The 20243-nt window shown below is 51.8% G+C and carries 16 protein-coding genes; 13 read left to right on the top strand and 3 right to left on the bottom strand.

Features of this window, described 5'->3' with window-relative positions; genetic code table 11:
• Nucleotides 1-173 precede the first annotated feature (173 nt).
• The 4 genes from GC101_RS06395 (at nt 174) to GC101_RS06380 (ending at nt 4389) form a co-directional block, all read left to right on the top strand.
• Nucleotides 174-1604: a SpoIIE family protein phosphatase gene (locus tag GC101_RS06395; protein ID WP_171716583.1), complete on the top strand. Its 1431-nt coding sequence runs from the start codon at nt 174-176 to the stop codon at nt 1602-1604.
• 81 nt (nt 1605-1685) lie between these two features.
• Nucleotides 1686-2078: an ATP-binding protein gene (locus GC101_RS06390; protein WP_042138462.1), complete on the top strand. Its 393-nt coding sequence runs from the start codon at nt 1686-1688 to the stop codon at nt 2076-2078.
• A gap of 21 nt (nt 2079-2099) precedes the next feature.
• On the top strand, nt 2100-4109 hold the full coding sequence (locus tag GC101_RS06385; protein WP_171716582.1) for a methyl-accepting chemotaxis protein: 2010 nt from the start codon (nt 2100-2102) through the stop codon (nt 4107-4109).
• 1 nt (nt 4110) lies between these two features.
• Nucleotides 4111-4389 (top strand): STAS domain-containing protein, encoded by a 279-nt coding sequence (locus tag GC101_RS06380; RefSeq protein ID WP_197074256.1) that lies wholly within the window; start codon nt 4111-4113, stop codon nt 4387-4389.
• A gap of 100 nt (nt 4390-4489) precedes the next feature.
• Here the strand turns inward: GC101_RS06380 and GC101_RS06375 are convergent, their stop codons facing one another.
• Together GC101_RS06375 and GC101_RS06370 are read right to left on the bottom strand one after the other, a co-directional pair.
• Nucleotides 4490-4894: a CBS domain-containing protein gene (locus GC101_RS06375; protein WP_039293958.1), complete on the bottom strand. Its 405-nt coding sequence runs from the start codon at nt 4892-4894 to the stop codon at nt 4490-4492.
• Between the two features lie 213 nt (nt 4895-5107).
• On the bottom strand, nt 5108-5533 hold the full coding sequence (locus tag GC101_RS06370) for a VOC family protein (protein ID WP_171716581.1): 426 nt from the start codon (nt 5531-5533) through the stop codon (nt 5108-5110).
• A gap of 140 nt (nt 5534-5673) precedes the next feature.
• On the opposite strand from GC101_RS06370, the gene GC101_RS06365 reads away from it, so the two are divergent.
• Nucleotides 5674-6480, top strand: a complete 807-nt coding sequence (locus tag GC101_RS06365; RefSeq protein ID WP_171716580.1) for a hypothetical protein — start codon at nt 5674-5676, stop codon at nt 6478-6480.
• Between the two features lie 7 nt (nt 6481-6487).
• Here GC101_RS06365 and GC101_RS06360 read toward each other — a convergent pair whose 3' ends face one another.
• Nucleotides 6488-7558 carry a sugar phosphate isomerase/epimerase family protein gene (locus GC101_RS06360; RefSeq protein ID WP_343049613.1) on the bottom strand — a complete coding sequence of 357 codons (1071 nt, stop codon included), beginning with the start codon at nt 7556-7558 and terminating at the stop codon, nt 6488-6490.
• Between the two features lie 347 nt (nt 7559-7905).
• On the opposite strand from GC101_RS06360, the gene GC101_RS06355 reads away from it, so the two are divergent.
• From GC101_RS06355 to GC101_RS35705, 8 genes are all read left to right on the top strand, one after another.
• Complete coding sequence (locus tag GC101_RS06355; protein ID WP_246354200.1) at nt 7906-8991, top strand: winged helix DNA-binding domain-containing protein; 1086 nt, start codon at nt 7906-7908, stop codon at nt 8989-8991.
• A 61-nt stretch (nt 8992-9052) separates the two neighbouring features.
• Entirely contained in the window at nt 9053-9532 is a 480-nt protein-coding gene (locus GC101_RS06350; protein ID WP_042138453.1) for a heme-degrading domain-containing protein, read from the top strand.
• A gap of 177 nt (nt 9533-9709) precedes the next feature.
• Nucleotides 9710-10177: a GNAT family N-acetyltransferase gene (locus GC101_RS06345; RefSeq protein ID WP_171716578.1), complete on the top strand. Its 468-nt coding sequence runs from the start codon at nt 9710-9712 to the stop codon at nt 10175-10177.
• Between the two features lie 163 nt (nt 10178-10340).
• Nucleotides 10341-11507 carry an Asp23/Gls24 family envelope stress response protein gene (locus GC101_RS06340; protein WP_171716577.1) on the top strand — a complete coding sequence of 389 codons (1167 nt, stop codon included), beginning with the start codon at nt 10341-10343 and terminating at the stop codon, nt 11505-11507.
• A gap of 13 nt (nt 11508-11520) precedes the next feature.
• Nucleotides 11521-16944, top strand: a complete 5424-nt coding sequence (locus tag GC101_RS06335) for a diguanylate cyclase (RefSeq protein ID WP_171716576.1) — start codon at nt 11521-11523, stop codon at nt 16942-16944.
• A gap of 398 nt (nt 16945-17342) precedes the next feature.
• Nucleotides 17343-18035 carry a cupin domain-containing protein gene (locus tag GC101_RS06330; RefSeq protein WP_171716575.1) on the top strand — a complete coding sequence of 231 codons (693 nt, stop codon included), beginning with the start codon at nt 17343-17345 and terminating at the stop codon, nt 18033-18035.
• A 125-nt stretch (nt 18036-18160) separates the two neighbouring features.
• Complete coding sequence (locus GC101_RS06325) at nt 18161-19792, top strand: amino acid permease (protein ID WP_171716574.1); 1632 nt, start codon at nt 18161-18163, stop codon at nt 19790-19792.
• Nucleotides 19758-20243: hypothetical protein (locus GC101_RS35705; RefSeq protein ID WP_216626488.1), on the top strand; the 486-nt coding region annotated here is incomplete at its 3' end. The genes GC101_RS06325 and GC101_RS35705, both read left to right, overlap by 35 nt.

Raw genomic sequence — 20243 nt, 5'->3', positions numbered from 1 at the left:
GCTTCTGCCTGCTATTTTAATGAAGGATGTCAGGTTATAACCCGGACTGTGGTCATGTTTTCATGCCGCAGGCCGGGTTTTTCTGTCTAACTGTGTCGGAATTCACGGCTTATCTCCATTTTATTGAATATAATGGGGAGACTTTAAAGCTGAATAGAATAGAGGCTTGTGAAATGGCAACAGATAAACCGTGTAAGAATCTGCATCGCTCCCCCAGTCCGGCGCAGTGCATGGAGCATTATGGCTGCATCTATGAGAATAATCATCTCATTACGTTGCTGGTGGACCCGGAGAACGGCGGAATTGCTGATGCCAACCGGGCAGCATGCGAGTTCTACGGCTACAGCATCCGGCAATTCAGGCAGCTTCTGATCTGCGATCTGGCGGCTGACCCGAAATCAGGGGTTCAGGAATTTGTAGAGAAGGCGCTGCCTGAGGGCGCTGACCAGAAGAACCGTGTGTTCATCGACCGGCATGTTCTGGCCACCGGAGAGCCCATTGATGTGGAGGTTCATACCGGCATGATGACGATGCTGGGCAAAAACTGTGTATACACCGTAATTCACGACATCAGCGAACGGGTCCGTTCCGAGCAGCGGCTTCGAGAAAGTGAAGAACGGTACAGAGATCTGGTCGAGCTGTGCCCCGAGGCTATTCTGGTCTATAGCAGCGGCACTATCCTGTTCGCCAATAAGCAGACAGAGCGGATGTTCGGCGCCAAGAAGCAGGAGCTGACCGGCAAAAGAATTGAGGATTTCTTCAATGAGGTGTACTTCCAGAGTGCAGAGCATAACAAGCTCAAGACAACAGGTCTGCTGAAAGAACGCTTCCGCATTGAACAGCGGCTGATCAGGCGGCAGGACAACCGTAGCTTTGATCTTGAAATTTCCGGGGTGCCGGTCATATATGAAGAAGCGAAGGCGCTGCAGCTGGTGTTCAGGGATATTACCGAGAGTAAAAGGGAAGTGGAGCGGGCAGTCCGGCTTCAGGAGCACCGGCATGCGGTGTCCTTCCCGCTGGACAGCAAGGCGGTTCTGGAGAAGCTCTACATCCCGGCCCGAACCTTAAGCGGCGATTTCTTCATCTTCCATAAGGTCAACGAAGAACAGGTCATTGGCATTATCGGTGATGTGACCGGTAAGGGGATTACTGCAGCGCTGAATATCTCGGCCCTACGGGTGCTGTTCATGGACAGCCTGTCATGTACACAGGACCCCGTACAGGTACTGCGCGATCTGAATTACAAAGCGCTGCAGCATCTGGGCGAGGATTATATCGCGGGCTGCTGCTTCCTGCTCGACTTCGGGACAGGACTGCTCAAGGCAGCCGGAGCCGGAATTAATGAGTTTCTCTATGTTCCCCGCGGCAGGGACTGCGAGAGAATTACCGTTAAGGGGGCACCGCTCGGCATGTTTGAGAGCAGTGAATTTGAGGAGAAGACCATCCCGTTTGAATCCGGGGACCGGTTTTGCTTTTATAGTGACGGGATGGAGCTGCTGTTTAACAGTGACGAGCTGGGGCGGGAGTACGGGTATCTGCTCGAGAGATTTGCCGGAGCAGCGCTGCAGGATGACTGCACCTGGCTCGGCCTGAATATCCAGTGACGGACGGGCGCTGCCTGCAGGGCGGATTCTTGGCGTGTACATACGCGGGACGATGATTTCAGAACTTATAAGGAGTGAGTCATGGGAGCTATTCATAAGGAAGTGATGCTTCACGGTCTGGAGCGTCATCAGATGATTATTGACGGAATCATTCAGGAGCTTGACTTAGAAGCCTATGCGTTTGATATCCGCCTGATTCTGATCGAAGCGGTAACCAATGCCTATTACCACGGGAACCTCAGCGATTGCAGCAAACCGATTACCATCCGGTATCTGCTAATGGATCAGCTGCTTAAGCTGCAGATAGAGGATTCGGGGGCCGGGGACAGCGGACTGGTGTTCCCGGAGGCTATCGGGAGCGATGAGTTACTGGAAGAAGGGGGAAGGGGTTTATACCTGATCCGCTGTTTCTCGGACAGTGCAGAGATGATACATAATACGATGTACATCAGCAAGAGTATCTGTCCCTCATAGAATTACAAAGGGGAGAATTCGGTGAAATTAAGCTTGAAAGTCAAAATGAGTATCCTGTTATTTCTGATTATCAGCGTACCGCTGGGCATATCCGGGGCTGTATCCTATCAGCTGGCTTCGGGAGCCTTGCAGAAGACGATTGAAGAGGAATTAAGAGGGACTACTAATTCTACAGCCAGAGCGGTAGATGCCGAGCTGGAAGCGGTAGGTAATGATCTGGGCATCACCAGCAGGAACAGCGCGCTGGCCGATTTCGCCGGGAATCCTTCTGCTGCATCCTTAAGAAACACAGCATTTAATTACATATCCGGTGTACAAAAAGACAACGCCAAGCTATTGGAATCGCTGATCATCGCCGATACATACGGTAAGGCGCTGATTACCAGCAGCTCCGAATCACCCGGGCTTGATGTATCGGACCGTGCATACTTCCAGGAAGCGCTGCAAGGCAAGGACGCCGTCAGTGAAGTTATTCTGTCGCGGGAGACGAATCAATACATCGTAGCGATCGCCAGACCGCTGCGGGTAAATGATCAGATTACAGGCGTATTAATCGGTACCGCCTTGTTTGAGAATATCACTTCCCCGGTAACCGGGGTGAAGATTGGAGAGCACGGATACGGATATATGATTGACCGCACCGGCCTGATCGTCTCGCATCCTGAGCAGGACAAGGTGCTGAAGGAGAATCTGGACGGCAACAGCAATGCTGAACTGAATGAGCTGGTCCGGCTGATGAAGGCCGGAGAAACCGCACACGGCTTCTACACCTATGAAGGCGTGCATAAATATGTTTCCTTTCAGCCCGCAGGCAATTGGGTAGTAGCTACAACGGCCAATGTACAGGATTATATGACTCCGGCAGACGAAATCCGTAATACTACACTGATTATTATTCTGGGCTTTATCGTCGTTGCCATGCTGGCTGCATATTTCTTTACCACACGTAATATTGTGAATCCGATCAAGAAGCTGGAGAGAGCCATGGGCCGGGCTGGTGACGGGGATCTGACCGTTCATACCTCAATCCGCTCCGGAGATGAGCTGCAGATGCTGAGTGAATCATTCAACACCATGATTGACAAGCAGGAGGCCATTATCGAGAAGGTAAGAGCAGGCTCGGTATCCTTAACCTCCATGTCCGAGGAAATGGCAGCCTCTTCAGAGGAGATCAGCGCATCGATTCAAGAGATTAGCTCCAGTACCCAGGAGATTGCTTCCGGAGCCGAGAACAACAACCAGTCGGTAATCAATGCTTCCCAGGTACTTGTGCAGCTATCCAGTCTGGTGCAGCTGGCGCAGAGTAAAGCGTCGGCTACCTCCGGTAATGCCGATAACACGAATCAGGCAGCGCAGGAAGGCAGAGCCAGAGTTATCAGTACAGTGCAGGCGATGGATACGATTCACAGCAGCACCCAAGAGACGGAAGAGCTATTGCTGACGGTCAGCGGGCTATCAGAGAAGGTATCCACAATGATCGGAACGATTAACAAGATCGCCCAGCAGACCAATCTGCTGGCCCTGAATGCTGCCATCGAAGCAGCGCGTGCCGGTGAGCATGGCCGCGGCTTCAGTGTAGTGGCCGGTGAAGTACGGAAGCTGTCGGATGAGACGCATACCCAGGCCGGCGAGATTACAGGTCTGGTTAGTGAGATGGTCACGCGGATTACCCAGGCCGTAGATTCCATGAGAGGCGCTGCAGAGGCGGTAGAGAGCGGCGTAAGCATTGTGAATGAGACGGACCGCGCGTTCGTGCATATCATTCAGTCTGTTGAGAGGATTACAGAGAATGTGCAGGAGATTCTGGATATTACCAGAGATGAAGTAGCAACCTCTGATCAGATTATTAAGCTGATTGATTCCATGGGCACGATCTCGGAGCTTGCGGCAGCGAATACAGAGAATGTATCCAGTGCAACGGAAGAGCAGGCGGCAACGGTCAATAATTTCGCGGCTTCCGCGCAAGAGATCAGTGCTATGGCTAATGAACTGGAGATTCTTGTTGAGAAATTTATAATCAGGGGTGAGTAGCTTGAGCGAGATTATTATTGAGATGCCGGAGCTGTTCTCGGTTGAGGAAGCCGGACATTTCAGAGAAGAAGTTCGGAATTATATTCTTGGCGGCCATTCAAGCTTCCTGCTTGATTTCGGGACCTGCCGTTTCATTGACAGCACCGGACTTGGCGTGATTGTCAGCTCCTACAAGAAATGTGTAGAGACTGGCGGCACCATTAGGCTGACGGGGATGAATGACAATGTCCGGAAGATTTTTGAGCTGACCCGGCTGACTCATGTGTTTGAGATTATATAGACTTGCTGATTTGAACAAAGGCAGGGCCGTCCTTCGGAGGACAGTCCTGCCTTTGCCTTTGCTGCAGATGAAACGGATCACTTAATGCGGCGTTATGATGTTAATCGGTAATATTCCGGGTGTAATACTCGATGATATCCTTGCGGCGGATGATGCCGAGGAAGATCCCGCTGCCGTCCACCACAGGGACGAAATTCTGGTCTGCAGCCAGTGTCAGCATATCCTCCATCTGTGCGTGAATCTCTACGCTCTCGTTATGCACATGACGCTGAATGGTGCCCACAGTCACCCCGGTCATATTCTCAAAGCTAAGACCCTCGGTGTTCTTCAGTTTCCATAGCAGATCGCCCTCCGACAAGGTCCCAACATATTTGCCTTCTTCGTCAATAATCGGAATGGCCGAGTAATAATGATTCTCCAGCTGCTCCAGCGCTTCCCGCATTGAGATCGAGGAAGTGATAAACGCCACCTGATCTTTGGGCAGCAAAAAAGAGGATATTTCCATAGGTTAGTCTCCTTTACAGTAGGATGTGTACATAAACGTTAGTTCAATTAAAACACATAACATGATGTAAGCGCATTAACAATTGGGTTACAACTTCGTAAGGGAGAGGGCTAAGAGCAAATAATAAAAGGATATGCCGCCCTCCCAAGGGGAAGATTGAACATATCCTTACTGGTTTTGTTGTATATAAAAGATATGTTAATGCTGGAATTGTTAGCCGTTCTGGCCGTTATCGTGGCTGACCTGCCAGTAGATGCCGAATTTGTCCTTCAGGCTGCCGTAACATTTGCTCCAGAACGTCTCCTGCAGCTCCATGCTGACTGTGCCGCCTTCCTTAAGCTTATGGAACCAGTCTTTGATCTTATCTTCATCCGTATCCATCAGCGTCAGGTTGATGTTATTGCCTTCCACAAAAGGCATTCCGGGAAATACATCCGAGAACATTACCGTGCTGCCGGCAATTCTCAGATTGGCATGCATCACCAGGTGCTTGGCCTCTTCCGGCAGAGGGTGGGAAGGATCGGGAGGAGCTTCGCCGAAAGTCATAATATGCGGAGGTTCGGTCCCGAATACTTCAGCATAATATTCAACAGCTTCCCGGGTATTTCCGTTGAAATTCAAGTAAATATCAATTGCCACATGCGTCACTCCTCTAGTGTTAAATTAAGGCAGGCACGGTTCTGTCATATTGTATCATGTGCCTGTCTATTTACAAATATACTTGGCAGACTCTAAGATAGGGAAACAAGTGGAGACAAGAATTACAGGAGGACTATGCTGTGAAAATATATGGCTGTGATTTCAGCGGAGCGAAGAATCCGGAGGGCAAAATTTACGTGACTGAAGGGAACCTGGAGGCGGGGGAATTAACGGTAGAGCGGGTGTTCAGCTGTGAAGACAGGCTGGATCTGGCGTATTATATCCGCTCAAGCCAGGCCCCCTGGGGCCTCGACTTTCCTTTTTCCATACCGGACTATTACTTGCAGGAACAATATCATTCATCATGGGACAATTTCCTGAAGGGGGCTTATGACGATACCCGCGAGTCCTTCAGGCAGCGGTTTGGGGTGATACACAGCGGCAGGAACAGCCGGGATATGCGGGTGACAGACATTGCGCTGCAGGCCAAAAGCCCGGTCTCTTCGACACCGATTGCCATGCACGGAATGCTGTATGGCGGACGGAAGCTGCTGTTTAATCTGCGGGAGGCGGTATCCGTTTACCCCTTCGATGAAGTACGGGATCATGCTTCGCGGCTGTATGAGGTATACCCGAGTCATGGCTGGAAGACCCTGCAGCTGAAAAGCAGTGATCCGGCAGCGCCCGCGGAGATCGGCACCCGCTTCAAAGCGCTGGTGGACGAAACATTCGCGATAACGGTCACGGCGCAGTCTGCGCTTGGAACACTGGATGCGGCAGGGAAGGCCAATCCGCATGCCAGAGATTCTATGATGGCCTGCATACCGCTCGCGTATTGTATCTACAAATACAATCTGGAGAAACACTGGCCTGTCCGGCCGCCCTTCGCCACGGAAGAAGAATGGGCGAACAGGGAGCGGGAGGGACTTGCAGTCAGACTCTTTTGAAGCAATATCAAGCTCCGGAAGCTTCAGCAGCCCCGGATAGAATGCCATCCACCCATGCATAACAACGCTCCAGCTGCTCTGTTGTGATGAGGTCTGAGCGGTGCTCGAACATGATCCTCACTCCGCTGTTCTCCTCGCGGATGATGCGGAGATAGTCTTCAATAGGTGCCCAGCCGTCTGCGGGACTCAGTTCCGGGAGTGCCGGGTAATGGCTGTGCCGGACGGTGTCCTTGACCTGAACAGTCGACAGATGGATTAGTGCTGCGTATTTGGTGTATCTCCTCAGGAGCGCCCGGGCATCGAAATTGGGGTCAAACCTATCCTGCTGATACAGCCGGGCTGTATCCAGACACAGCTTAATATCAGGATACCTCACTAATAGACGTTCCAGAAAATCCTGATTATAGACATAGCTGTTCAGTCCGTCGAATTCCAAAATAGGCTGGAAATGATACTCTCGTCCTTTCCGGCTGAGCCAGTCGAACAGATACTCACTGTGCCGGATCAGCTCTTCCAGAGAGGTTTCACTCTCATAGATGTACTCCCGGCGGTCACTGAACCGCCATTGCTGCCAGTCCACGCGGTCATCCAGGATGACCGGCTTCGGATAATGAAATAATACATATCCCGGACGGAGGTTGACCATATAATCCAGCTCTTCTTGGATGTGCCGGAACGCTTCCGCACGCTCATACTCATCCGGCGAGAGGAACAAGGCGTCCCGCAGCCGCGCAGGATCGGCGCGCAGCGGGAAATGGACACCGGTGTGAAACTGGTGTTGCTGCGCTTCAGCGATCAGATTCAGGCAATCTTCCTCTGACTTGAAGGAGCAGGCCTCGATTCCATAGAATCCGGCTTTGAAATCCTTGCGGAATTTGCTGTAATCGAATCCTCCGTATTGACCAATCATGAATTGCTGCAAATGATTCACCCCGTATGTCTTAGTGATTTGTACTCCTTCACCCTGTGGAAATTTGGACTTCCGGGGGCAGCTGTTGCCGCAGGAAGTCCTTGATTCATCGACTTCTGAGGCAGAGATCAGGAGGTTGTTTATAGAATCCTGCACATAGTACAACATTTTCCTCATCCTATCGGCCAAAATCCAAAATTGTTGTATAAAAAGCAGGATTTCACCGTCTCCAAGCGGCTTAGCAGGATTATTCTTGTATTTCATACAACAATCTTCCCGAACACCCGGCTATCAGTGATTCAAAGTTGTAAAACGTACAACATTGTTGTCTACAGTGAGGTTTATTTAGAATGTATAATTCGCCATAATACAGTTTTTACCTGCAAAAGAGTTATACTTGCGGATGCAAATTGCCGGCCGCTCTACCAGCAGCTTACTTATTGGAGATGGACAGCAGATAGGCAGATACCTATACTGGAGGAAAGTACCAGGGACAGCAGAGGAGAATGATTGTGATGAGCAAGCGTATTGCCGATCAGCGGCTGATGCATCAGCGGATTCAGCAGCCTCCATCCCTTCAGCCCGGAGAAGTGGTGCGTGCGTTCGGTGCGATGCAGGCTCAGGATTATATGCAGGCCGTCTGGGCTATAGGGCTGCGAACACCATCAGCAGGATTAATAGAGGTTGAGCAGGCCATCGCGGACAGGAAGCTGCTGCTGACCTGGACGCTGCGCGGGACGCTTCACTTCGTGCCGCCGGAGAATGCGAAGTGGATGCTTCAGCTCTGTGCCCCGCGCATTCTGCGTCAGGCGGCAGCCAGACTGACCCAGCTTGAACTTGACGACAAGATCCTGGAGCGCTGCCGGAAGATCATCTATAACGCACTGAAGGGCGGACGCCAGCTCCCGCGTCCCGAGCTGCTGAAGCTGCTGGAGGATCAGGGCATCAGCATCTCCGGCCAGCGCGGCTATCACATTCTATGGCATAGTGCGTATAACGGCCTGATCTGCTTTGGTCCGCGTAGCGGCAAGCAGCAGACATTCGTTCTGCTGGATGAATGGGTGGAATACTCGCGTGAGCTTTCATTTGAGGAGTCACTGAATGAACTGGCCTCGCTGTATTTCACGGCGCATGGGCCTGCAACTGTGCAGGACTTTGCCTGGTGGGCAGGGCTGACGTTAACGGATGCAAGAGCAGGTCTTGAGGCAGTGCGGAGCAGTCTGCAACCGGAAGTGATTGACGGCAGTGAATACTGGATGCCTGATCCTGCTGCAGTAACGGCAGCAGAGCCTGCCGGTGTTCATCTGCTGGCCGGGTTCGATGAATATATTCTCGGCTATAAAGACCGGAGTGCCGTGCTGGAGCCGGAGTCGTTCCCGCTGATCGTGCCGGGCAATAACGGCATCTTCCTGGCGACGGTGGTAGCTGACGGGCGGGTAGCCGGAACCTGGAAGCGGACGATTAAGAAAAAAAGTGTCGAGCTGTTCATAACCCCTTTCGCCCCCTTGGATCACAAGGGAATAGAAGGAGTGCAGCAGGCCGCTGAGCGCTATGCGCTGTTCCTGGGTCTGCCTTTAACCAAACTTGAATATCTCAAATGACCCGATTAACTGCATTAGATCCATCTACTACAACTATAACCGGACTAAGGAAGTGTTGATTATGGAAGACTACACCCCATTATTGGAGCAGATACTTAAGCAGGAACAGGAGCTGCAGTTCAGCGCGTTCAGCAATCAGACAGCCATCCAGGTGGGCAGCGCAATTCTGGCCAGAGCGCAGAGCATGGACAAGCAGATTACGGTGGATATCCGGAAGAACGGAACCGTGCTGTTTCACGCCAAAATGGATGAGAACGGCCCCGGCAATGACCGCTGGATCGCCCGCAAAATCAATGTAGTGAACCATTTCGGACACAGCTCCTATTATATGAATGTGCTGTATAAATCATGGAATACCACAATTCAGGAGAATGCTTTTGTCGATCCGATGGAATACGCCGCCGAAGGCGGGTGCTTCCCGCTTCTGATCCGGGATGCCGGAGCGGCCGGAACCATATCCGTGTCCGGGCTTTCCGGTGAGGAGGATCATGAGATGATCGTTGCCGTGCTGGAGCAAATCATTAAGCCGCAAGCCAGCTAACCCGCACAACAATTTTGAATTATCGCTTAGATCATGGCGGAAATGGTGTATAATGGGCAGTTTTCGCAGGAAGAAGCGGACTGTCTTTTCTATTTCTTAAATACTGGGCGAATTTCCCTAAATTATGCTATTCTTAGAAGGTTGAAGCATCCAGTCAGAATAAAGGAGACTTGCCGTATGACAGCTATAGCAATCAGACAGTTGATGCCCGGTGAGGAGAAGCTGATTACTCCCTTAATCCGCGAGGCGTTTGATATACATATTTCCGTTAACTATTCGGCGCAGGGTGTTATTGAATTCTATAAGTATATTGAACTTGCCGCGATCCGTAAGCGCATGCAGCAGGATCATGAGATATTCATCACCACGTCCGGGCCGGGGGTTACAGGGATCATAGAACTCCGCAACAATAATCACATCTCGCTGCTGTTCGTGAAGAATGCACACAAAGGAACCGGGATCGGCCGGATCCTGCTGCAGCATGCGGTTGACAAGATGAAGGCAGACGGGGTCCGGCAAATTACCGTGAATTCATCCCCGAATTCAATTGGTTTCTATGCTTCCCAAGGCTTTGTGCCGATTGGGGAAGAGGAAGAAGAGCGCGGGATACGTTCGCTAAGCATGAAGCTCGATCTGGAGGGGTAATTGTATAGAAACCTCACACGGGATGCTCCATACGTCATGGAAGTGGACGTTGGGGCATCTTTTTGTGTGCCGTCAGCAGGAATAATCTGGAGGGTTATCGAATAGTAGCGAATATCAACAAATTTCGACTTTTCAACTACATACATAAGCGGGGTATTGCACAATGAAAACATGGAAAAAAACACTATTTCTGATCGTTACTTTTGGATTGATCTTCTTGCTTCCGTTATTCGGGAGTCTGGCGAAATGGCACGGATTGCCCCCCGGCTACGGCGACTTTCCTGCCCAAAAGGTGGAAGCTGACCCCGGATTCAGCCTGCTTTATTTCTCTCTGGCCTGTGTTGTAGCGCTGATCATTACGCTGGTTTTTGTATTCCCCCGGCTGTTTGGCTTCAAGAAAACCCAGGAGGCCCCACGGCAGAAGGGAGCAGCTACACCTTTTCCAGTCTGGTTCTGGTGGAGTCTGCCGGTCCTCGCGGTCAGCTGGTTTCTGATGTGGGCACGGCTTAAGCTGCATGTTTCCTTGGAGTATTACACGTTTGTTCCGCTTTGGTGGTCATTCATTCTGATTCTGGACGGACTGGTGTATAAAAGAAATAACGGGGCCTCGATTATCTCGCGCAAGCCCAAGGTAATGCAGCTGCTGGCTGTGGTCTCCTGCTTCAGCTGGTTTGCCTTCGAATATCTCAATTTCTTCGTACTCGAGAACTGGTATTATCCCAATAATGAAGTGTTCTCCAATTTCGGCAATGTGTTCTGGTTCTCCTTATCCTATACGACTGTTCTTCCGGCCATCTTCGAATGGTATCTGCTCCTGAAGACCTTCCGCTTTTTCCGTACCCGGTATAATAACGGCCCTAAACTGAAGGTATCCGGAGTCTTCCTGATCATTTATTATATCCTCGGGCTGATCCTGGCATTTGGGATGGGTTATTATCCATATCTGCTGTTCTGGGTGCTGTGGGTCGCGCTTGTTCCCATGCTGTCTGCAGCGATGGCGCTTGCCGGCTACTGGACGCCTTTTACACCGATTAAGAACGGGGACTGGTCCAAGGTCATGCTGATTGGTCTGGCTACCGTATTCAACGGCTTCTTCTGGGAGTTCTGGAACTTTGGCAGTGAGTGGTTCCATGACGATGCCCCTACCAATCCGAATTATTGGAAATATTCCGTGCCTTATCTGGACAAGTTTCATATTTTCTCCGAGATGCCGCTTCTTGGATACTTCGGTTATTTATTCTTTGGGCTGAATTGCTGGATTATTTGGCTGATTGCCGCGTACGTGTTTAAATTCGACGCCGATATCGAAGTCACGGGAGAACAGAGCTAAAGGTGGAGTAGGAATGATTGTTAACGACAACTATCAGATACTGGAAACCATTTCAGATAATAATATAAAAGCGGTTTACAGATGCAGCGAAGCTACAACCGGAGCAACAGTCATTCTAAAAGTATTAAAATCGGAATTTACCGGAACCGAAGCGGTCATGCGCTTCAAGCAGGAATATAGGCTGCTTACAGAGCTTAGCCACACCGTACAGGGAGTCATCCGGCCCCTTAAGCTGGAAGAGCAGAACGGCCTGTATATCATGGTGCTGGAGGATATCCACGGGCGTTCGCTCAAGAAGGTTCTGGCGGAGGAGAAACCCGGGCAGGAGGCGCTGCTGAAGCTCGCGGTCAAGGTTGTGGATATTCTGGCTTCTATTCATGAGCAGAATGTAATCCATAAGGATATCAAGCCGTCCAATATTATCTGGAACCGGGAACAGGATATTGTGCAGGTGATTGATTTCGATCTTGCGGTGAAGCTGTCCAAGGAGAAACGGGAATTCCAGAACAGCGGAGTGCTTGAAGGCAGCCTGCTGTACATCTCTCCTGAACAGACGGGACGGATGAACCGCAATATTGATTACCGGAGCGATTATTATTCGCTGGGCGTCGTACTCTATGAGATGATGACCGGCATTAAGCCCTTTAATTCACAGGAAATGCTTGAGCAGATCTATTCCATCATTGCCAAAGAGGCTATTCCTCCCTATAAGGCAAGCGGGGGCCGTGTATCCAGCGGCTTGTCGGCTATAATTATGAAGCTTATGGAGAAGTCCTCGGAAGACCGGTACCGCAGCGCTCACGGAATCAAGGCGGATTTGAAGAAATGTCTGGCCGGGCATGAGGATTTCGTGATAGGTACGGAGGACCTCTTGAATACCTTCCGCATTCCGCAAAAGATTGTAGGCAGGCAGCAGGAGCTGTCCCGCCTGGGGGATGCTTTCCGCAGCAGCCTCAAAACGAGCTCGCAGCTGATGCTGGTATCCGGCGATGCCGGTGTCGGCAAAACGGCACTGGTCCATGAGCTCCACCAGACCATCAGCCAGGAGAAAGGGCTGTTCGCGGAAGGGAAGTTCGACCAGTATAACAAGAACATTCCGTACAGCGCGCTGATCCAGGCCTTCCGGAGATTGATTAGCCAGCTGCTGGAGAGCCCGGATGAGGATTACAAGAGTTATATCGGCCGTTCGCTGAACAAGGCGCTGGGCGGAAACGGCAGTGTAATTACCGGGTTAATCCCTGAGCTTGCCGCCTGGATCGGCGTTCAGCCGGAGGTTGAGCCCCTGAATCCAGCCGAGGAGACGAACCGCTTCTTCCTGACCTTTGCCAAGTTCGTGGAAGGGATCACCCATAATGACAAACCGCTCGTCCTGTTCCTGGACGATGTCCAGTGGGCGGATTACTCCAGCCTGCAGCTGGTGGAGAAGCTGGTGCTGGATAACCATCTGCAGAGGCTGTTTGTAATCTGTTCCTACCGGCAGAATGAAATTCATGAAGGGCATCCTCTGTTTGCCTCCATCGCCAGAATAGAGAAGAGCCGTGAGGTTTCACGCATCCACCTGAAGCCTCTGAACGAGGAGGATGTGCAGAGTCTTATCGCTGACACATTGTACAGCAGTAAGGAGAGAGTGCAGAAGCTTACCGGACTGATCTTCAAGCGGTCCAAAGGCAATTCCTTTTTCCTGACGGAAATTCTGAAGGATCTGCATAAACGCGGATTTTTTGTTTTTGATAAGCTGAGCGGGGAATGGAACTGGGACCTGGAGCGGATTGAGGCGCTGCCGGTCAATGAGAATGTCGTTGATTTCCTGGTGGGTCAGCTGCAGAATTTGCCGGAAGATGTCCGCAGGATCTTAATGTTAAGCTCGGCCGTCGGCAATGTATTCGATTACGGCATGCTTACCCTGATCGGTGAAGAACCGCCGGAGGTGATTGCAGCTGCCATCAGCCGGGCCGTACACGAGGAGTATATTCTTCCTGCGGACCACCGCTATGCCATATTCTCCGGGACACTGAGTGAGGCAGGGACGGCACCGCTGCAGACGGAAATCCGGCTGAAATTTGCCCATGACCGGATTCAGCAGGCCTTCTACCAGATGCTTGACGCTGAGCGGGGGAAAAGGCTGCATCTTAGCATCGGACGTCTTCTGCTGAAGAATTATGGCAACGGGGATGCCGAGGACAAGATCGTAGATATTGCAGCACACATGAATAAAGGCCTGGAATTTATCAGCGAGCGCTCTGAAATTGAGGATGTGATCGCTCTTAATCTCCGTGCAGCGCAAAAAGCGAAGGCTGGTTACGGGTATGATTCGGCATTCATCCTGCTGGAGGCGGCAATGCTGCTGCTGCCGGAGAATTCTTGGCTGGCGGACAGGGAGCAGACTGCGGAGATCTACAGACTGTATGCGGAATGCGGCTATCTCACCCACCATGTAGAACAGGCGGATCAGGCCTGCAGCCTTTTACAGATACATACTACAGACAGAATAACACTCGCGGAAATTTACGAAATGCAGGCCAATCATTATATGTATCTGGGTATGATGCCGGAATCGATCGCTGCAGGCAGACAAGGGTTGCAGGCGCTGGGAATCCGGATTCCCGCCAAGGTGGGAATGGCCTCTGTACTGAAGGAGCTGCTGGTGATCAAGGCTGCGCTGCGGGGAAAAACACCTGAAGGGATTTTTACATCGCCGGAAATGAAAGATCCGGAGATGAAGCTGGTCATGCGGCTGCTGATTAATTTTATCCCGCCATCTTTTATTTCAGGTGAGACTTCGCTGTTTGGACTGGTGGTGCTCAAAAAGGTCGGCCTGACCCTGAAATACGGCAACTCCCCCGAGTCGGCGCTTGCTTTTATCGGATACGCCATGCTATTGTCCGGCTTCGGAGATACCAGAGGGGCCTTTGAATTCGGGCGGCTCGGGATCAGGATTAACGACAAGTTCAATGATTTGCAGTGGAAAGGCGCGGCACATGTATTATATACGCTGTTCAGCCATTCCTGGACCGAGCCCTGGGATACCTTGCAGGACTGGTTCGGCACCTCGATTGAAGCCAGTCTGCGGACAGGGGATCTGCTCTATCTCGCCCATTCCGCATTCTATGTGAATCTCTGGAACCCGTCGATGGACATCGCGACTACGCTTCAGGAGAGTACGCGTACAATTTCTATGATTGAGAATACGAAATATAAGGAATCGCTTGCCACAGCGCAGCTGGCCCGCCAGTATTTCCGCAGTCTCGCAGGCGAGTTGCCGGACCGGACTTCCTTCAACAGTGAGTCATTTAGTGAAGAGGCCTATTTGATCCAGCTGGAAGAAGCGCGGTATTATTCGGGAATTGCGATCTATTATATTTATAAAATGAAGCTGCTGTTCACTTATGAGAAACACCATGAAGCACTGGAGTATATCGATAAGGCCTACCCGATCATCGGAACGCTGGCCGGTTCTGCTTTTATGGAGGAATTCGCCCTGTATACGTTCCTGAATCTGGCTTATGCCTATAAGGATTTAAGTGTGAACGGCAAACGTAAGGCTAAATCCAGAATGCGTAAAGAGTACGGGCGGGTCCGCAAATGGGCCAGGAATGCGCCGGGAACCTTCCGCCAGCATGAATATCTGATGAAGGCCGAATGGGCCAGAGTCAGCGGGAACGAGAATCAGGCAAGCCGCTATTATGATTTGGCGATTGAGACCAGTGAGCAAGGGAGCTTCGTACGCTATAAGGCGCTGAGCAATGAGCTGGCAGCCCGGTTCTATTATCATAAGGAGTTCAATGAGTTCGCCGCTTATTTGCTCAGACAATCCGTATACTATTATTCGGTCTGGGGCGCCAAAGAGAAGATCAGGTTCATTAACGAGCGATACTCTTCTATAGTCAAAAAAATTAACACGAAGGAATTCCTCCATGGCCGGACGGTTACGGACTACACGGAGAGCATTGATCTGAATTCAATGATCCTGGCTTCCCAGGCAATCTCCAAGGAGATTGAGCTGAACAATCTGCTGGAAGCGCTCATGGAGATTGTCATCAAGAATGCCGGCGCCCAGCGGGGCTGCATTCTGATGACCTCCCAGGCGAATCTTCTGGTGGAGGGTGAATATAAAGCCGATGCTGACAGAATTTCGGTGGCTGTTCATGAGTCGTCCCGGCTGGATAATTTGCCGGTCTCCATTATCAGGCAGGTGGAAGAGAGCCGGGAGAGCCTGATTTACAATGATGCTTTTTCGGAGACACCGTTCGTGAACGATCCGTATATTGTGAAGCATCAGCCGAAATCGATGGTCTGTATGCCGCTGATCAACCAGAATAAGACGATTGCGATTATCTATCTGGAGAATAACCTGGTTACCGGCGTGTTCACCAAGGAACGGATGAAGATTATTAATCTGTTATCCAGAGAAATGGTATTCTCGCTGGAGAATGCCAGCCTCTATACCGAGCTGGAACGGTCGGAAGAGAAATACCGTGAACTGGTGAACAATCTGCAGGACGGGGTATTCATTACCCAGGACAAGCGGTGTAAATATGTCAACGAGGCCCTGGCGCAGATGCTGGGGTATGAGATGGATGAGATGCTGGATCAGCCCTTCGAGAACTTCCTTAGCCCCTCCGAGAAGGAGAAAGTATCGCATTATTATGCAAGAAGAGTTGAAGGCAAGCAGGTGCCTGATGAATATGAGACCCGGCTTGTTCATAAGGACAAGACCCGTGAAGTCATCGTAATCCACAAGGTCATCCGGATCATGTATATGGACAAACCGGCCATTCAGGGGACCGTGAAGGATATTACCGAGCGCAAGAAGGCGGAAGAGGAGCTGCGGCGGCATAAGGAGCATCTGGAGGAGCTCGTGGCGGAACGGACCAAGGAATTGGAGTTTAACAACGAGGAATTGAACAAATATATCGGACTGATCGAGCAAATCTCGATTACCGACGAGCTGACAGGGCTGTATAACCGCAGATACTTCAATAAGCTGTTCCTGGATGAGGTAGAGAAGGCAGCTGCAGACAAACGGCATTTGACCTACCTGATGCTCGACATAGACTATTTCAAAAAATACAATGATACCTACGGCCATTACGAGGGCGATACCGTATTGCGGAGAGTCGGCCAGCTGCTGAATGAGCTTGCTGAACGGGCTGACGGTGTTGCGTTCCGTCTGGGCGGAGAAGAGTTCGGCATTGTAGTGGCCGGGTTCACCCCTCAGCAGTCGCGGGAATATGCCGAAGCAATCAGAAGAAGCATCGCGGAGCTGCGGATTCTGCATGAGCTTAGCCCGGAATACGGAAGAATTACCGTATCCATCGGCGTAGCGGCCGTTCTTGTCGACGGGCTCCGCGAAGAGGATATCTACAAGCTGGGCGATGATGCGCTCTATCAATCCAAAGCGGAAGGCCGCAACTGCGTTACGCTGTTTGAGAGGTAATGAAATGAAGTCTGGGCTGACCGGCTATGCCATGAAATGGCTGCCTGTGTCAGCCTTTGTTGTGTTCGGAATTCAGGGTTTCAGCCTTGTTGCTTGTTTTATCTACAATGGAAAATGATCATATTAGACGTTAAAGGAAGGGTGTCACTAGGTGACCGGTATGTCCAAAAACTGAATTGGGGCGCTCAACATTTTTTAAAAAGCGGTTCTGAGCCGCCTGCCCGGTGTGCGATCTGATTCGTACGTACGACACCGTTTGATTCACCTGTCAGAGTGATTATGCTGCTGGGCCATAGAAGCCGCTGTGTCAAAAGATTCCTCCCCGGCATAAAGTATCTGGACGATTGCCCAGCTGAGTTACAGGCTCACAAAACTTAAGCTTATAGGAGGAATATTAAATGCTGGATCCAGTATTGCAGGCACCGGACCTGAAGCTCGCAGCCGATTCGAACCAGGTACTTAACTATAAACGGGATGCCAATAACTATATTACACAGCTTTTTGGCGAGCAGCTTCCGGCGATCCGGAACGGGTTCTTCAATGCGCATATGAGCAAAGGGTTTATTGTACAGCCGCATTGGCACACGAATGTGACGGAGATGGTGTTCGTCATCAGCGGCGAGCTGATTACCTCCGTGTTCGATCCGTTTACCCAGAAGCTGATGACCTATCATCTGAAGCCCGGACAGGTCTCCATCTTACCCAAAGGCTGGTTCCACTGGATTCTGGCTGAGAGCGACCAGGTCCATTTCCTGACTATCTTCGATGCGCCAACACCTGATATCGTGTATGGGTCAGACTTTCTGCGAGCAGTTCCCAAAGAAGTGATCCAGCGGGCTTATTGTATCAATGAAGAGGATTATGCCAAGGCGGTTGCGCCGCTGAAGGAATCGGTTATTCTTGGTCCGCCTCCGGGATGCGTTATTTCCGGTGCCGCAGAGAATACCTTCCATCCCAATGCACAGGCGATGCCATATAACGGTATGACGGAAGGTATGAATGCGGGCAAAGCCGCCAAGGGCATGCCTTCATACACAGCCCAGCAGCCGGCGGCAGCTTTTTATCCCTATCCGATGTATCCGCGCCGCTAAACGTACTGACAAGGGATACCGGGAGCCCGCAGAATCTCGCCAATTATCTTTCTCCCTCAGGCAGCCTGGCTAATTTCCCCGGAATATGCAGATACTTCTGTTATCTCAAACCGGGAGGCAGGATTATGGAGGAAGGAAAACAAGGTAGTCAGGTGAAGAATGAGCAGGTGGAGAAGCTGGCGAGGCTGGATAAGCTGCAGAAGCTGGAGAAGCCGCGGAAGTCCGGGAACCCGGGCAAAAAAGGATTATCTGTATGGCAGCTGACGATGCTCGCACTGGGGACCGTGGTCGGCGGCTCTTTCTTCCTGGGGTCTTCCGTGGCGATCCGGGCGGCTGGCCCGTCTGTGCTGCTGGCTTATGTAATCGGAGGGGTTCTGGTCTATCTCATCCTCTCCGCGCTGTCGGAAATGACGGTGGCGAATCCGGCACCCGGCTCATTCCGCACGTACACCGAGCAGGCGTTCGGCCGGGGAGCGGGATTCACGGTCGGCTGGGTATACTGGACAGGCCTTGTGCTCGCGATGTCCAGTGAAGCGACGGCAGTATCCATTCTGCTGCGGGGCTGGTTTCCTGCGCTGCCGCTGGCGCTGGCGGGCTCGGGGATCATTGTTCTGGTAACGCTGCTTAATCTGCTCGGGGCAGAACGGCTGGGCAAGCTGGAGAGCGGACTGGCAGCCTTCAAGCTGCTGGCCATTGTTGCTTTCATTGTGATTGCGGTGGCTATAGTTGCCGGATTTGGAACCAGGGGCGAAGCTGCAGCCGGTATTCAAGTTGTGCGCGGCCAGAGCTTGTTCCCCGGGGGAATTGCCGGAATTGCAGGCAGCATGCTCATGGTGATGTTTACCTATGCGGGATTTGAGGTGCTGGGACTGGCAGCCTCGGAGACAGGCAATCCCGGAGTCACCATCCCCAGAGCGATCCGGCGGACGATCCTGCTGCTGGTCAGCCTCTATCTGGCGGCGATGACCGCATTGTTTCTGCTGCTGCCCCGGGCTCTGGTCTCTGAGCAGATCAGCCCGTTCGTGTCAGCTCTCAGCCTGTATGGCCTCGGCTGGACCGGGACAGTGATGAATATCGTCCTGGTGTCTGCTATTTTGTCGACGATGCTGGCCTCCGTATTCGGCCTGGGCCGGATGCTCCGCTCATTGGCGGAGGAGGGGCATACTCCGGCCTGGATGCGGGACCGTACGGATATCCCGTACCGGGGCATCCTCATTTCCGGCGGTGCCATGCTGGCCGGGCTGGGACTGGGTATGCTTTTGCCGCAGGGAGTCTACCTGTTTCTGGTCAGCTCCGGCGGCTTCGCGCTGCTGTTCTCCTACTTCATTATCATGGCCAGCCACTACCGGCTGCGCCGGCGCAACGGAGGACCCTTCAAGGGCCAGCGCGGGTTACGCGGCTATCCGTACAGCTCATGGATTGCAATGGGTAGTCTGGTCGCCATACTTGCCAGCATGCCGCTGATTCCTGGACAAGGGGGAGGTCTGGCCGCGGGAATTATGTTTGTTCTGGTGTTCTCAGGCATTTATGCGGTGGGGGCACTGCGTAAGGGGAGAGAATCCGGGCGCAGGCGGCAGCCCTCCCTGCAGGTTAAAGTACCTGGAGGCAGAGCACAGATGGAGGCTGCGGAGGAATGGACGGATCGTCATCAGGGACGGCTACAGGAGCGTCATAACCGCCCGGATCAGAGCGGCAGGCATTCCAGCCAGGGCGGGGCAAAGGGTGGAGGCAAGCGGAAGAAGCGGAAGCAGAAGTAGCGGTGGAGGTGCGGAGCGCAGAACGGCTGCGCTCCTTTTGGTTATGCAGGAAATTATGATATTCGTCTGTTGTGGATATAACTTGCATGATGTACTGGATACTTTCTTTGGAAATTGGAGCAGATCCGTTTCCGCTGAAGGAAGAACTTGTCCTCGTATCAGGGGTCCCACTGCATCCTCCAGAAGTCGGCAGTATGCGGAAATCAAAGGGAAAAATCCCACTAATTCCGCCGAAAGTGGGCTGTATGCGGAAATCAAAGGGAAAAATCCCTCTAATTCCGCCGAAAGTGGGCTGTTCGCGGAAATTAAAGGGATAAATCCCTCTAATTCCGCCGAAAGTGGGCTGTTCGCGGAAATCAAAGGGAAAAATCCCTCTAATTCCGCCGAAAGTGGGCTATATGCGAAAATCAAAGGGAAAAATCCCACTAATTCCGCCGAAAGTGGGCAGTAT

This window comes from Paenibacillus phytohabitans (genome assembly GCF_013141775.1).
GTDB classification, from domain to species: domain Bacteria; phylum Bacillota; class Bacilli; order Paenibacillales; family Paenibacillaceae; genus Paenibacillus_AQ; species Paenibacillus_AQ phytohabitans.
Note: the sequence above shows the minus strand (reverse complement) of the source record. Positions and strands in the feature narration are given on the sequence as shown.

Bases quoted from the DNA above. Each gene is read 5' to 3' on its own strand.
- GC101_RS06345 (WP_171716578.1), top strand. From the start codon at position 9,710: ATGACAGCTATAGCAATCAGACAGTTGATGCCCGGTGAGGAGAAGCTG.
- GC101_RS06340 (WP_171716577.1), top strand. From the start codon at position 10,341: ATGAAAACATGGAAAAAAACACTATTTCTGATCGTTACTTTTGGATTG.
- GC101_RS06350 (WP_042138453.1), top strand. From the start codon at position 9,053: ATGGAAGACTACACCCCATTATTGGAGCAGATACTTAAGCAGGAACAG.
- GC101_RS06395 (WP_171716583.1), top strand. From the start codon at position 174: ATGGCAACAGATAAACCGTGTAAGAATCTGCATCGCTCCCCCAGTCCG.
- GC101_RS06355 (WP_246354200.1), top strand. From the start codon at position 7,906: ATGAGCAAGCGTATTGCCGATCAGCGGCTGATGCATCAGCGGATTCAG.
- GC101_RS06390 (WP_042138462.1), top strand. From the start codon at position 1,686: ATGGGAGCTATTCATAAGGAAGTGATGCTTCACGGTCTGGAGCGTCAT.
- GC101_RS06325 (WP_171716574.1), top strand. From the start codon at position 18,161: ATGGAGGAAGGAAAACAAGGTAGTCAGGTGAAGAATGAGCAGGTGGAG.
- GC101_RS06335 (WP_171716576.1), top strand. From the start codon at position 11,521: ATGATTGTTAACGACAACTATCAGATACTGGAAACCATTTCAGATAAT.
- GC101_RS06330 (WP_171716575.1), top strand. From the start codon at position 17,343: ATGCTGGATCCAGTATTGCAGGCACCGGACCTGAAGCTCGCAGCCGAT.
- GC101_RS06360 (WP_343049613.1), bottom strand. From the start codon at position 7,558: ATGTTGTACTATGTGCAGGATTCTATAAACAACCTCCTGATCTCTGCC.
- GC101_RS06375 (WP_039293958.1), bottom strand. From the start codon at position 4,894: ATGGAAATATCCTCTTTTTTGCTGCCCAAAGATCAGGTGGCGTTTATC.